The organism is Paenibacillus sp. FSL F4-0236 (assembly GCF_038000135.1).
Classification (GTDB): Bacteria; Bacillota; Bacilli; order Paenibacillales; family Paenibacillaceae; genus Paenibacillus_AQ.
The window spans coordinates 2,435,256-2,449,489 of sequence record NZ_JBBOBK010000001.1 but is presented as its reverse complement, the minus strand read 5'-3'; the positions used below and the strand labels follow the sequence as shown (position 1 = coordinate 2,449,489).

The 14,234-nt window shown below is 44.1% G+C and carries 7 protein-coding genes and 1 pseudogene; 5 read left to right on the top strand and 3 right to left on the bottom strand.

Annotated features, from left to right (window positions below):
- Window positions 1-104: 104 nt before the first annotated feature.
- Window positions 105-6,878 (top strand): stalk domain-containing protein, encoded by a 6,774-nt coding sequence (locus tag NSQ29_RS11280; protein WP_341125067.1) that lies wholly within the window; start codon window positions 105-107, stop codon window positions 6,876-6,878.
- A 374-nt stretch (window positions 6,879-7,252) separates the two neighbouring features.
- On the opposite strand, the gene NSQ29_RS11275 is transcribed toward NSQ29_RS11280, so the two are convergent.
- From NSQ29_RS11275 to NSQ29_RS11265, 3 genes and pseudogenes are all read right to left on the bottom strand, one after another.
- Window positions 7,253-7,864: a galactose-binding domain-containing protein gene (locus NSQ29_RS11275; protein WP_445739190.1), complete on the bottom strand. Its 612-nt coding sequence runs from the start codon at window positions 7,862-7,864 to the stop codon at window positions 7,253-7,255.
- Window positions 7,865-7,945: 81 nt separating this feature from the next.
- Window positions 7,946-9,094 (bottom strand): annotated as a pseudogene (locus tag NSQ29_RS11270) (glycosyl hydrolase family 8); the annotation flags it as partial.
- Window positions 9,095-9,666: 572 nt separating this feature from the next.
- The gene (locus NSQ29_RS11265; protein ID WP_339795897.1) at window positions 9,667-9,798 is read right to left on the bottom strand and encodes a hypothetical protein; all 132 of its coding nucleotides are present in this window, start codon (window positions 9,796-9,798) and stop codon (window positions 9,667-9,669) included.
- A 306-nt stretch (window positions 9,799-10,104) separates the two neighbouring features.
- Here NSQ29_RS11265 and NSQ29_RS11260 point away from each other — a divergent pair, with 306 nt between their 5' ends.
- The 4 genes from NSQ29_RS11260 (at window position 10,105) to NSQ29_RS11245 (ending at window position 14,153) form a co-directional block, all read left to right on the top strand.
- Window positions 10,105-10,347 (top strand): hypothetical protein, encoded by a 243-nt coding sequence (locus NSQ29_RS11260; protein WP_341125066.1) that lies wholly within the window; start codon window positions 10,105-10,107, stop codon window positions 10,345-10,347.
- Window positions 10,341-12,221 (top strand): peptidoglycan D,D-transpeptidase FtsI family protein, encoded by a 1,881-nt coding sequence (locus tag NSQ29_RS11255; protein ID WP_341125065.1) that lies wholly within the window; start codon window positions 10,341-10,343, stop codon window positions 12,219-12,221. Before NSQ29_RS11260 ends, NSQ29_RS11255 begins: the two co-directional genes overlap by 7 nt.
- A 250-nt stretch (window positions 12,222-12,471) precedes the next feature.
- Window positions 12,472-13,149, top strand: a complete 678-nt coding sequence (locus NSQ29_RS11250; protein WP_076299854.1) for a response regulator transcription factor — start codon at window positions 12,472-12,474, stop codon at window positions 13,147-13,149.
- Window positions 13,146-14,153 carry a sensor histidine kinase gene (locus NSQ29_RS11245; protein WP_341125064.1) on the top strand — a complete coding sequence of 336 codons (1,008 nt, stop codon included), beginning with the start codon at window positions 13,146-13,148 and terminating at the stop codon, window positions 14,151-14,153. Before NSQ29_RS11250 ends, NSQ29_RS11245 begins: the two co-directional genes overlap by 4 nt.
- Window positions 14,154-14,234: the final 81 nt, after the last annotated feature.

Sequence of the window (14,234 nt, the reverse complement as noted above, 5' to 3'; positions counted from 1 at the left end):
GTTATGCTTTTAAGTTTATAAAAATCTATGTCTATTGAGGCTTCCATAGATGCAGATTTTTTATAATGATTAATTTATTAATTTCAAAGGGAGGAAGTTTTTGGATGATACGATCGAAATGGATGCAAAAAGCTTTGTCGATGATTACGGCAACTTCGTTGGTGTTCCCTGGTCTGTTCGGCTTGGCGCCTTCATCTGAAGTGTCAGCTGCGGGGGGGGGCGAATCTTTTGACTCTGTTGTACTAGAATTGACACAAGCGGCAGGTCAGGCAGGCAGGGTGAATCTTACCTATAAAGGTTCGCCTTTAAGCAGTCTCGTGAAAGGACCGGTTATTGACGAGGTTAATTATGATTCCAGCAATGCGAATCTTTTAACTGTTAATAATCAGGGGAACATTACTTTAGCTAGCGGTTATACATTTGCGTTGCCAGGTGCTCCAGGCATCCCGGTGACAATCACGGCCGCGGCGAGTTATTACCATGACTCAGATGTATTATTCATGGAGGATTTCGAGAACAACAATGGTCCAATGACATCAACTGGCAAATTAGGTTCGTCATACACGCTTTCCGATGCTCAGTCCCGTTCTGGATTGAAAGCGATTACACCTTCGAATGATACGAATAATGAAAATGTAGCCCAAGACGTGGCATTGCCGGCAGGTAGCAATTATAAGATGACGGCATGGTATTTTGACCCGTATCCTGATGAGGAGAAGACAGCGACGGATAGAACTCAATTTGCTATTGTAGATGGCAAAAATGCCACCTTTGCCGGGACATTCTATCAAAGTTCAGAGGCTGATGTTATTCATAACCCGACTAGATATACTTGGGCATATGCACCATCATCAGCGGGTACAGCAGGCAACCGTTGGAAAGATAGCGGGGCTTTACGTTCTACAGGCTGGCATAAATTCGAGTGGCTCATTACACCGAATGGTGCGACTTTACAAATAGACGGAACATTAATATCCGATTCAGCGCAAAGTAATATTTACAAAGCTATGAAGAGCGGTACAACCATTCAGCCTAAAATAGCTGGAGGATGGAACAACCAGTCAGGTAACAAAGCTTATATTAAAAATAAACATCTAATCGACGATTTTTATGTTGTTAAAGATGTGGCTACAACAACAGGAACCAGAACATTAACATTGAATTTGGTACCTCCCGGTGGATTGCCAAATTTAGAAATAATCACTCAGCCAACAGCGGAAAAAGTGAAACAAGGTGAGACAGCAACATTTAGCGTTGCGGCATCAGCCGCTGCTTCAGCATATCAATGGTATGTATCTGACGACGAGTCTGGCTTGAACGGGACAAAAGTCAGCGGAGCTGATAAGGCGCTATTAACGCTTCCCAATGTGGACGCAGCTTCACAACAAGGCAATTTCTATTATTGCGAAGTGTCTTCGGCAGACGGAATTGTGGTGAAATCCAATGCTGCACCGTTGTTGATAACCACCAATACACAGGTGAATGCGCCAATTAAACCGACGCTTGACTCGGACTCGGGCATTTATAGTGGCGCTTCCAATTACGGTGACACCCTTGTAACACTGTTCAAAGACGGTGGACCTGTTGGTTATTATTTATCGAAAAATGGAGGACCCGACCAGCCTAACAATCACGAAAGGCATCATGTTCTGCCCTATGCAAGGGCACTGGGAGTGGGCAACTACACGGTTACAGCCATTGTCATTAATAATGCGGGGGACATCAGTGAAGAAGTTGCAGCATCCGGAATATTAAAGATCGAGAAATTGCCTGTACCGGTAAATGTCAGATGGAACGGCACATACGCTACATGGGACCGCGTCGCTAACGCATCTGCCTATTCGGTTCAACTCTTCAGTAATGGAGTGGCTAAAGGAAGCCCAATTGCAGCAACAAGCAATGATGCGGCTTTGTCCCCGACTTTAAATGATACATTTAAAGTAAAAGCAAACGGCAATGCAACGTCACGATTCTTGGACTCTGATGAATCAGAAGAGAGTGCACAATATTCAGCCAACATTGCACTAATTCGCCAGAGCGATACTTTATGGGCAGGAGATAGAACACGGTTAATCGTTGACACTGCTGATGTGTTCGTTGCTGATAACATCAGCTTCAGACCGGCAGATCAAGACAAGGATAAGATTGAAGTTGATGATGCCGGATTCGTGACGGTTAAGAAAGGTTATGTTCCGACAGGGAACGAAGAGGTCACTGTTCAAGTAAGCGTTGATTACTTCAATAAGGCTGACACTATGTTTTACGATGGATTTGAAGGGGAGAAGAAATTTTCAAATGGTGCGAACGGATATGTTCACAGCGATGTGATGTCCCGTACCGGAGGAAAAGCCGCAACATCAAGCGGCGCCGGTCAGGTGGCTACTGTTCCAGGTACCTATAATTACGCCCCTGCAACCGGTAAGACAACAATCGTTACTGCTTGGTACTATGATGATGGCAGAGCGGCTTCCAATGACCACGCTGTCTTTGGCTTAACCCCATCATCCAATGAACATATCGCAATAAATTATGGCAATGGAGATGGCGATTGGGCCGCAAATCTGACCAATTACGCAGTCAGACCCGGTTCATCCGGGAGATTCTATCCTGTAGATGTCAAGCGAAGCGAAGGCTGGCATAAATTCCAATGGTTCGTTACATCAACGGGAACGACCTATAAAATCGATGGACAAGACATTCAAAGGCAATCAACAGATGGCGGCAATTTTGATACCCTAGTTAAGAACAATATTTCCAAGATCGATGCATTCCAGCTTGCTACGAACTGGGGCAACAAGGCTGGAACGATTAAGGATATACAGAACAGGCACTTTATCGATGACGTATATGTTATCGATAGTGGAATAACAGCCCAAACCGGAACATCTTCTATTAAACTAAAGCTCATGCCCAAAGAGTATAGCCACTTGGAAGACAGCACATATGTTATTGGTCTGGACGACTATAATATCACCGTAAATCCTGATTTAGCAGATCTAGCTGGAGTGGAGATCGGCGCTGTAACACTGCAGCGGGATGTGGATTATACAGTTAGCGGTAATGTATTGAAAATTAACAAAGAATCATTCGCAAGAAATAATATCGTGCCAGGAAAATATACCATTAGACTGGATCTGAATCCTGCCGAAATCACATTCGAGTTGAACATTCTACCACTTGAAGTCCGTGATTATTATTTCTCCAATAACGGTGACGATCATGCAGATGGACGCACACCGGCTACGGCATGGAAATCAATCTCCAAGATTAATGAATATGTATTTATGCCAGGTTCAACCATTTATCTGGATGCGAATAGCGTATGGAACGAACAAATCAGACTGCGCGGCGATGGTGAGGAAGGAAATCCGATTACGCTTACAAAATATAATACGACCGACCCTAACCAACGCCCGATAATTAATGGTGGAGGAACAGCGTCAAGCCCATCAGGCATTTCCTTAAACGGTACAATTGAGTTATATGACGTTAACTATTGGGTAGTCAGTGGAATTGAAGTAACGAACATCGGCAATAAAGCAGGTGACGGCCGTTCTGGTATCGCTGTAATGTCACGGATTTCCAAGCTGGGACAAGGTCAGTTTAATATTCAAGATTATGCTGATGCTCGTATGCAAGGCATCGTCATTCGAGATAACTACGTTCATGATGTTAATGGGCTGCACCAAGCAAATGGAGCAAGTAAGGTATCCGGCGGCATCATTATTAATGGTTATGTAGATATATTGGTTGAAGGAAATAAAACCCTTCGCTGCGATAACGAAGGTATTCGCAACAATGCCTACGGGCCAAGCAATCCAGGGACGAATAACACAGGCATTACTTGGAGTAACTCAAGCTATCCTTGGGCATCAAACGCTGTGTTTAGAAACAACTGGATTTCTAGTTCGGTTGGAGATGGCATTGTTATGTCCGGCGGGAACAACTCCCTTGTGGAACGAAATGTGGTCACAGACAGCGGATACAGCTATTTAAGCGATAAGAGCGGTAACCTGGTTACGAACTGGGGGCCAAATAATACAACGCCAACATATCTAGGTTCGCAAAACTATGCGGCAGCGTGGATTATGGCAAGTAAAGGCACGATCTTCCGCTATAATGAAGCCGTGGACAACCCTTATCATGCAAGTAATGACGGTATGGCATGGGACATTGACAACTATTGTCAGGACAATGTGTATGAATACAATTACAGCCGAAATAATTATGGCGGTTGGTACTTACAGATGAATGCTGCCAAGGGCAATATCGTTCGCTATAACATTAGCGTGAACGACGGTCGCAGCCCGGATTTTAACAAGAGCTTTAACAGTCTTATATTACTTGCGGGAGGCTCTTCAACGAGCGAGGAATTAAGCGGATTATACTATAACAATGTCATCGTCACACCATTAAAGAATAGCAGTTCGTTAGTATTTGATCCGACGGCCTCCAACTTGCATATTTATTTCCAAAATAATATTTTTGCCTACACTGGGGCAAACAACCAAGTTGGTCTGAAAGGCGGGGGAACATCAGCTTCATTTGCAGCCGGACGTTTTACGAACAACATTGTATATCCGGCTAATCTTTTTGGTAGCATGAACGCAGGTGGAGGCGGGTATCTAGGTGCAGGCGTAACAGCAACAGACAACCGCTATGTATCGGAAGAGGAACTTAACTCTATATTAAATGATTATAAATCTGCGCCGGAACATTGGATTACCAACAGTGGAACAGTGGATGCCAAGCTTGATTACAGTGCGATGAACGGGTTCCGTCTTGCTGACGGAAATAACCTGGCCTATGGTGCAGGTGCCGAGATTGTAAGCCCATATGTGGATCGCGCGAACGCTCTGCCTCATATGACGGAGAGAACAGACTTCTTCGGCAATCCACTTAGCGGCAGAACGCCTTCCATCGGCGCACACAACCCTTATGCGGTAACTTTTGATTCCAACGGTGGCAGCGAAGTGGTGATGAAGTTCGCAGATATGGGCGGGACAATTACCGAGCCAACAGCGCCGACAAAAGAAAACACTATTTTCGGCGGTTGGTATCAAGATGCAGAATTAAACGATGTCTGGGATTTCGTTGCTGATCCTGTTACAAGGGATATTGAATTATATGCGAAATGGGTTGAAGACGCAGGTACTGCGCCAACGATTACGACGAAATCGCTTGCGGATGGCAAGGTAGGACAACCTTATTCGGCAGTTCTTACCACTGACAGCGATAAGCCGATCAAATGGGCTGTTGTAGATGGTCAATTGCCATCAGGATTGAGCTTGGATGAAGATGCAGGTGTTATCTCGGGTACACCGGATCAATGGGGTCAATTTACATTCAAAGTTCAAGCTAACAATGACGCAGGCAGTGACTCGAAAACGTTCAATATAGTGATCACTGAAGATGTCTCAGTTGACACAGCTCCGGAGATTATCACTAAGACTTTGCCGAGTGGCAAAGTTGGACAACCTTATACGGTAACATTAGCGGTATACGGCAGCGAACCGATTACTTGGAAGGTCCAGGGAGGAGATTTACCAGTAGATTTGAACCTAGATGAAGCAACAGGCGTTATCTCGGGTACGCCTCAAGAGGCAGGATATTACGAATTCACTGTTGCAGCAACGAATGATTTTGGTATAGATAAGCGAGTATTGAGCATCGAGATTAAAGAGGATATGCCAGTTGATATAGCTCCGGAGATTATCACTAAGAATCTGCCAAGCGGAAAAGTTGGAGAACCTTATACGGTAACATTAGCGGTATACGGCGACGAACCGATTACCTGGACAGTGAGTGATAATTATTTACCTGCAGGGTTGAATTTAGAAGGAGCTACGGGTGTTATTTCAGGGGTGCCTACTGAAGCGGGAACATACAAATTCACTGTTACGGCCTCTAACCATGCTGGTATGGATACGATAGAGTTAACTATCGTAATTACTGCAAATAATAACGGCGGAGGATCAGGTGGCCAAATCAGCACGCCGACTCCTTCTCCAGAATCACCTGTAGCAGATCTTATTGATACTACAATCAAAGAACAGCTGATGAAAGGCAATTCCATTGCATTGACGATGTCAGCCGGAAAAGATGAGCTTGAGATTCAAAACGATATGATCGGTGCGATTATTAAAGCCAACAAACCGCTAACCGTTACGAATGACACCGTATCTGTTGAATTGTCCCCTGAATTGTTGAAGCAGTTGAATACAGGCAAGAGGATGAAGGTTGTCATTAAACCTGTAAATGATAGAGACGGAGTTATAGGGCGGGGATATGAGTTGAAGATCTTCTCAGATGGCCGGGAAGTAACGGATTATACAGGGCTTATACCAGTAACCTTCGATCTGACAAAAGAGAAGTTGTCGACTAACGATATTAGCATGTTATGCGGTGTCATGCTTCGATTAGACGGTAACATGGAACGCTTAGGCGGCAAATATGACCATAAGACAGGTAAATTTACCTTCACGGCAAAAGGACTAGGCTATATCTTTGTTACAACCAAGCCTGAACCTGTGAAATTAGAACTTACTCTAGGTAAGAAAGGGTATAAATTAAACGGAATCGAAATGAGTATGGATGTTGAGTCGATGGTAGTTAAAGGCAGAACTTTAGTGCCACTGCGCTTCGTTGCGGAGAGCATAGGAGCAAATGTAGGCTGGGATAACATTACGAAAACCGTAATGATTACCTTGGAAGGTCAGACTTTGTCCATTGCGATCGGTGAACTTGCACCAGGAATGGATGTTGCAGCTGAACTTGTAAACGGACGTACTATGCTCCCGTTACGCTTCATTGCTGAATATTTTGGTGCAGATGTATTCTTCAATAATACTACGAAATCCATTAGTATCATGAAGTAGTATTCGCTAACAATAGCAGCTACACACGAAACCCTCTAACATGCACTGCAGCGTCTCATAAAGATTCGCTTCGAGGACGTTGAAAAGGCAATCGCTGAATAATTATGAATATTTCATTTTCAGTTATCATCAAAAAAGTCTTGATGATAACTGAAATGCACCCCTTAGAATAGATATTGGATAAACCCCCTGGTTTGTCCGATGAAATTCTAGGGGGTGCATTTTTATGGCGATTAAAGGGTAGAAGTTTAAGACATCTCAAATGAGATCAAAAAAGAGGCCATTCGTTTACTAACGAACCCCCCGAGAAGTTACATTCTGCTCTTTTAGACAAACAAATCCTGACAGAGTCATATCCGCCAGGATTTGTTCAATTAAGAGCTGTAAACCTCAAAATCGAATATCGAATATCCGTATACGGTCCCTCTAGCAGTACAGAGCACTCTGACGTAACGTCCGCTATTTGCGGTAAATGTAATATCGTCAATAGAACCATTACCGGTCGTTGTTACGTAAGTATCCGTCCATGTTGTTGCGTCGTTAGACACCTGAACTTTGTAGCCTTTAGCGTAAGCGTCTTCCCAATTCAACTTGACGCGGTTTACGCTTTGGGTTGCGCCCAGATCGACGTAAATCCATTCATTGTTGCTTCCTTCGATGCTCGCCCAACGGGTAGTAGAGTTGCCGTCTGTTGCCTTGGAAGCTTCAAATCCTACACCTTCGATAGAACTGGCTACCGCTGTCTTGCCCAGCGCAAGGTTGATACCGGCAGCAGGAGTTGAACTTGTAGTTGCTGATGCGGTATTACTGTTAGCAGACAGGTTGCCTGCGGCATCGACAGCTTTTACCATATAGCTGTAAGCTGTCGATGCGGTAAGTCCGGTATCGCTGAAGGATGTGTCTGTAGGCGCTCCTACTTCCACGCCGCCACGGAATACCCGGTAGCCTGTTACACCGACATTATCGGTAGAAGCAGTCCAACTCAGATTAATTTGGCTGCTTGAAGCTGCTGTTGCGGTCAGATTCGTTGGATCCGAGGGAGCTTGAGTATCCGCTGCACTGTAGGTAGGCTTCCACCAGTTCCCCGAGATGAACAGTAGGTTCAGCATGTTAAAGGAGTCGCTGAAGTAACTTTCCTTTTTGTTCTTCATCCAGTCCCATCCTGCATTGACCCAAGCTTGATGCGTGCTGGTAGTCGTCGCTGCGGAGATAAAAGGCGCTACGAATACCGCTGTCGCATAAGTACCGCGATTCGAACCGTTCAGTTGGTAACCGTCCTTCACATTGTTCGGATTGTTGCCTGTTTTTCCTTTGATCCATACTACCATTTTATTAGCGATATCCTTACCACGGGTGTCTCCGTACAAGGCGTAATCCATTACGATACGAAGTGGTACACGGCTTGCATTGTAGTTGTATTCATTTGTTTCAGGGAACTCTTCCAAATAGTTTGGGGGGGCCGGCTTAGGCGGGTTGCCTACCACAAAGTCCGAAATCAGACCTGTGCTAGACGAATAAGCTGCTGTAAATTGGCTGTATACGTTATACAGATTATTGATGACATTTAGCCAAGTTGAATCTCCAGTAACTTCATTGAAAGCCCGTAGATGACTGAGCATCCAGTCGGAGGGACGCGTATTCAAGGCGCTCTTCGTATCCCAGTCACCAAGGTTCAGCCTGTTGTTAGTTGTCACATTGCTAAGCTTAATAGCGCCAATCATCTTTTTGGCTTCAGCCAAATAATTGATCGTTCCAGTCGAGCCCCATTGGCGATCAGCTAGAATAAGGGAGTAAGCGATATCGAGGTCCCCATCTGTTGCTGAACCGAAGTGCCCTTGAGCCCCAGTACTATCTGCTATTACCCATCCCATCAGGTTCGGATTATTAGAGCTCTTGAACGCTCTAGCCGTTTTGAACAAACCGTCATAGATTGTTCTGGAATTCGTATCGTATCCAGCCATTAGCACGGTAATAACCATACCGTATCCTTGGCCTTCCGATGTGCCGAGAGGATCGAAGCCGTCCGCTTCGCCAGTAATATCACCTTTTACATAGTACCCTCCTGGCAGCGAGGACAAGTTGTTTTTAAGATAAGTAGCCTTCCAATAGTCATAGTAGGAAGATACAGAACTGTTCATCGAGGATTGACTGACGTGGTTTGGTTTAATGATACCCGGATAGCTGACTTGTTGAGGAAACGGTTTCAATTCACCCGCTCCATGAGCTTTCCGTTGAAGCGGTGCAGGGGCGGCTAATGTCGCTAGAAGCATAACCGCCGAAAGCATGACAAGTAACATCACTTTCATTGTGCCTGAGGTCGATTTCAATGAGTACACAAAAATTCCTCCTTTAGTGATGGTTAGTTTAATTAACGTCAATGAATCCTCCTTCCCTTTAGACTGATCTCCAAAGTAAACCGCTTAACAATAAGTGTTATTCACACTTCTAAAGTTTAAGCGCTTTAACTTTGGGGCGGAAGTGACATTTTACATATATGCTGAAGAGATTTGAAGGTACGCGCTTCAATAGGAAATCATCGCATCCTCAACGTCACTTTTCACCTACAGGTTACAAATCACCAGCCAAACAGCATTACTTTATTCACACAAATGTAACACAACTATTTTCGCCGTGTCTAGATACTTTAAAATAAATTAAAAAGTAATGTTCATAAAATAAAAGCGTTTATACTAAACAGATTATAGTAAACAACATGGTCATACTGGATTAGATGGCACGAGGAACATTCTGAAATCATCCAAAAAGAAAAAGAAATATTCATACGGTTTCATAGCATAGTCAGAAAATTGAGCATCAGTCCATCGGTGAACAGACTGGCGCCGGATACGATCAGGACATCAATAGATGCTGTTAATCTCTTGGCATAAATGGCGGTAATTGAGAAGATAAAAGCCGCCACAATTTTAAATCCTTCACCCTTGAAGGAAAGGAATAACTCTAGCAGATTACTATGGAATTTGAGCTGATTACATTGATAAAGCCGAGCAGGCAGCCGTTGAATTTATTTTTGCTCAACCTCATGCTGGCTCAGCGCTCCTTATCTGAATGACCGCATACAGTGAAATGGAGAATTCACAAAGATGTTCCAATTGTCTATTACATGTAGCCTAAGTTCGCGAAATAGCGTAGTGACAAAGGATTCACAAAAATGGTTGTTTTTACCTTGTTATACATTGTACAATGTGTAACGAGCCTGGTGTTCATTATGGTGATCATTTATCAAACTAATAAAAAACCTGGCATTACCTACGCCTACAATAATGAGCCTTCCTGGGACAAGGAAAAACAGCAATCCCGTGCCAAGGTTGTTCAGCTAGCCATGGATATGGGATATCAGGAGGCGAATGCCGACGATACCATTCATATCAGCGAACAAAACGCGGTGACTATTAACGAGCGATTTGCCGAAAATTGCAATATATATGTTTGTGGGGTTTGCTTATGGTGAAGAGAATAAAACTTCGTACGCTGTTTATAGGAGGGTGTATTACCCTCTTTTTTCTTGTTTTGCTCGGCAGAGTGTTCTGGATTCAGGTGCTGGATCGTGATTTCTGGCAAACCAAGGCCGCAAAGCAATGGGCCCATACTTCGGTGTTTAAAGCGGTGCGTGGCACGATCGAGGACCGCAACGGCAGGATGCTGGCTAGCGATGTGCCGGCCTACACGGTAGTGGTCAATCCGGAAGTGATTACCGCTCTCAGTATCGGGGAAGAAGTTATCACCGGCCTGCATGAACTGCTCGGCAAGCCTGAGGATGAGCTTAAGTCGCTCGTGGAAGCCAAAGACGAGAACGGCAAGTATCTGAAGAACCGGGAGATCCGTAATGAAGGCTGGAAGATAAACCAGGAGCTGCGCGACAAGGTCAACGAGTTCATTGAGAAACTGAAGGATGAACATGACACTCTGGAGACTGGCGTTGGCCTGATTAGGGAGCAGAAGCGCTATTATCCGCAACAAACACTGGCCGCACATATTTTGGGTTATACGGACCGCGATGGCAATGCGGTGATGGGGTTCGAAAAGTATTTTGACAAACAACTTAAGGGCGCGGATGGTAAGCTATTCTACCAGAGCGACGCCAAAGGCATCAAGCTGCCTGACTCGGAGGACACTTACCAGCCGGTGGTCAATGGAAGTACTTTCAAGCTGACGATTGATAGCACAATCCAGTATTATATCGAGCAGGCAATGCAGAAGGCCTATGAAGAATATAAACCCAAGAGTATTACGGTAATTGCCGCGGATCCCAGCACCATGGAGATATTGGGGCTAGCGAATATGCCGACCTTTAACCCGAATGAGTTCTGGAAATATGCCTCTGATCCAGGGGTATTCTTCAACCATGCCATCAAAACAAGATTTGAACCAGGCTCCACGTTCAAAATTATACCTCTTGCAGGAGCGGTGGAGGAGAATTTGTTCGATTCGGACGCAACCTTCGTGTCCGGTTCTATCCGCATCAAGGGGTACGGCAAGCCGCTGTATGACCAGAAGAGAAGCGGTTATGGCGAAATCTCCTTCCTGGAAGGCGTGAAGCGGTCAAGTAACGTGGCCTTCGTCAAGCTTGGCTATGAAATGCTCGGTCCGGAAAGGCTGCTGCAATACGTGGATGATTTCGGATTTAACGATCTTACCGGTATTGACCTGCCGGGCGAAATCAGCGGAATCGTCAATCCGACTCCGAATAATGCTTCAGAAAACGCGACGATTGCATTCGGGCACGGTAAAGTGCTTGTTACTCCGATTCAGCAGCTTACCGCCATCTCGGCCATCGCCAACGGCGGAAAACTGATGGTGCCGCACGTGGTCAAGGCGACCACCGATCCGAATACCGGCAAGACTACCGTAACCCAGCCCCAGGTGGTACGTCAGGTTATTTCCGAGGAAAGCGCCAGGGAAACCAGCAGCTATCTGGAGCAGGTCGTTGCAGACCTGGTCCATGGAACCGGCCGCCATGCATACATTGAAGGCTATAGTGTAGCAGGTAAGACCGGTACGGCGATTAAACCCGACGGTAAGGGAGGGTATGACCGCGATAAGGTGCACTCGTCCTTTCTCGGATACGCACCGGCTAATAATCCGAAGATTGTGGTCTATGTCGGCATTGACGAGCCTGCTAATGCAGCTGGCGGTGGTGCTGCGGCGGGGCCGGTGTTTAAAGAGATCGTATCCGAAGCATTGTCATATATGGGTGTGCCAAAAGTTACATCGGGCGATGGAGGCAGTGTCTCCATATCCGTCAAGAATGCACCTTCCGCGCAGCGCTCCGCACCCGATCTGACCGAAAAAAATGATGCAGGCGGCCAGAAAATTCCTGATTGATTAGGGCTTTTATTTTGAAACGGTCGGAGGCTCAATATCTGGACTATGGATCGGTGTCGGTGAACAATAACATAGTCCCATTAGAATCCGCGCCTGGCGCGGTTTTTCTGTTTTATGGGATCAAGTTCTTGTCCTTTGCTTAAGACAAGAACTTGATCCCATTGCCGATTTCATGAGCATCTAAACAAATATTTTTTAGATTGTGTTAATCTGTCTAATAGTGAATTCAATTTAGAGCGAGGGATGTTACTTGAAAAGAAATGTATTATACATTGAAGATAATGAGAAAATAGGCAGCTTTCTAAAAGAAGAATTGGAACAGCGGGGATTTTCAGTTCAGTGGCTGCTTTCTGGTGAAGGAGCTGAAAAAGAAGTAAATCAGCATGAAATCGTTATTTTGGATATCATGTTACCCGGTTTAGACGGATTTACTGTGGGAAAACGATTAAAAAAGGTAGCTCCTGCTGTTCCTATTTTGCTGTTAACAGCTCGAACATCGATAGATGATAAGGTAGAAGGTTTACAATTTGCTGATGACTATTTAACGAAACCATTCCATACGGATGAATTAGTTGCAAGATTAGAAGTACTAATCCGTCGAAGTGGCGGAACACATTCCGAACGCATTTCATTAGGAAATTATATTGAAGTAGATTCAGAAGTCCAAATGGTATTTGACAAACGCACAGGAGAAGAAATTATATTAACAGGGAAGCAACATCATATTTTAATGTACTTCTTACGCCACCCTAATCAAGTTTTACCAAAAGAACAAATCTATGAAGCCATCTGGGAAGAAACATATATAACTGGCGATAAAACACTAATGGTACATATCCATCGACTGCGTCAAAAGTTGGAACGTCATCCAGATTCTCCAGAGATTATTGAAACGTTGAAGGGAATAGGCTATCGGGTGAAACTATGAAACAGACTAAATCATTATTTCGTCATTTTCTAAAAGGACATTTTCTATTTATCTTTTTGCCTCCAATTATACTTATTTTCTTATCTGCGTTCATTGAATCTCCTATTAATGGTGAAGAGCTGAATGCGTTAAATCTATTTTACGTTGTACTACTTTTGTTTGGTTTTATTATTGTCGCATTTGTTGTAATATCTTGGATTTTCTTCTTAAGACTTCGTAAACGTCTCACCCGCTTACAGGAAGCCATGTCATTTTCAGCTAATCATAACTCATTTCCTAGACCAATATCTGTTCAAAGTGATCGTATGGATGAATTAGACCAGTTAGGCAATTCTTTTAATTGGATGATTCAGCAGCTTGAAGACAGCCGCAAGCGAGAACATGAAGAGGAATTGTTACGACATCGACTCATAGCGAATTTATCTCACGACTTACGAACGCCACTTACCATTTTGAGAGGACATGTCACCCGATTAAATAAAGAATCAATGAGTCTAGAAGGACAAAATTCATTAACAGAAATGAATCATACGATTACAAGAGTGGGGGATCTAATGGATGATTTACTTTCCTATACATTGCTTACATCAGGGAAACATCCTTTTAGGCCCACTTCAACAGATATTGGACGTTTAGTAAGAGCATCTGTTGCTGCGTGGTATCCTGTATTTGAAGAAAAAGAAATCCAGATCGAGGTTGATTTACCGACAGAGGCGACTTTTTATTGGGAAGCAGATCCTAAATGGATGACACGGGTTCTGGATAATTTATTTCAGAATATTCTTCGTCATGCAGCAGAGGGGAAATATGTAAATATTGTGGTTGATGTAGAAAAAGAACAAATCATTGTTGCAGACAGAGGTCCAGGTATGGATAACTCTTCCTATGAGCGTGGGGCGGGGATTGGTTTATCGACTTCAAATTATATGTTGAAAAAAATGAAGCTGAAAGCTGATTTTACATCAAATGATAGTGGCACAAGAGTAGCTATCGGAAGATCTTAACCTAAAGTTAACCCAGAAGTAAACAGCATGATAACCGAGATGTAACTTTGCTTCTTTATAATTAGAACCATAACAGAAAGG

Coding starts and splice junctions, on each gene's coding strand:
- NSQ29_RS11245 (WP_341125064.1), top strand. CDS start 13,146: ATGAAACAGACTAAATCATTATTTCGTCATTTTCTAAAAGGACATTTT.
- NSQ29_RS11280 (WP_341125067.1), top strand. CDS start 105: ATGATACGATCGAAATGGATGCAAAAAGCTTTGTCGATGATTACGGCA.
- NSQ29_RS11255 (WP_341125065.1), top strand. CDS start 10,341: ATGGTGAAGAGAATAAAACTTCGTACGCTGTTTATAGGAGGGTGTATT.
- NSQ29_RS11260 (WP_341125066.1), top strand. CDS start 10,105: ATGGTGATCATTTATCAAACTAATAAAAAACCTGGCATTACCTACGCC.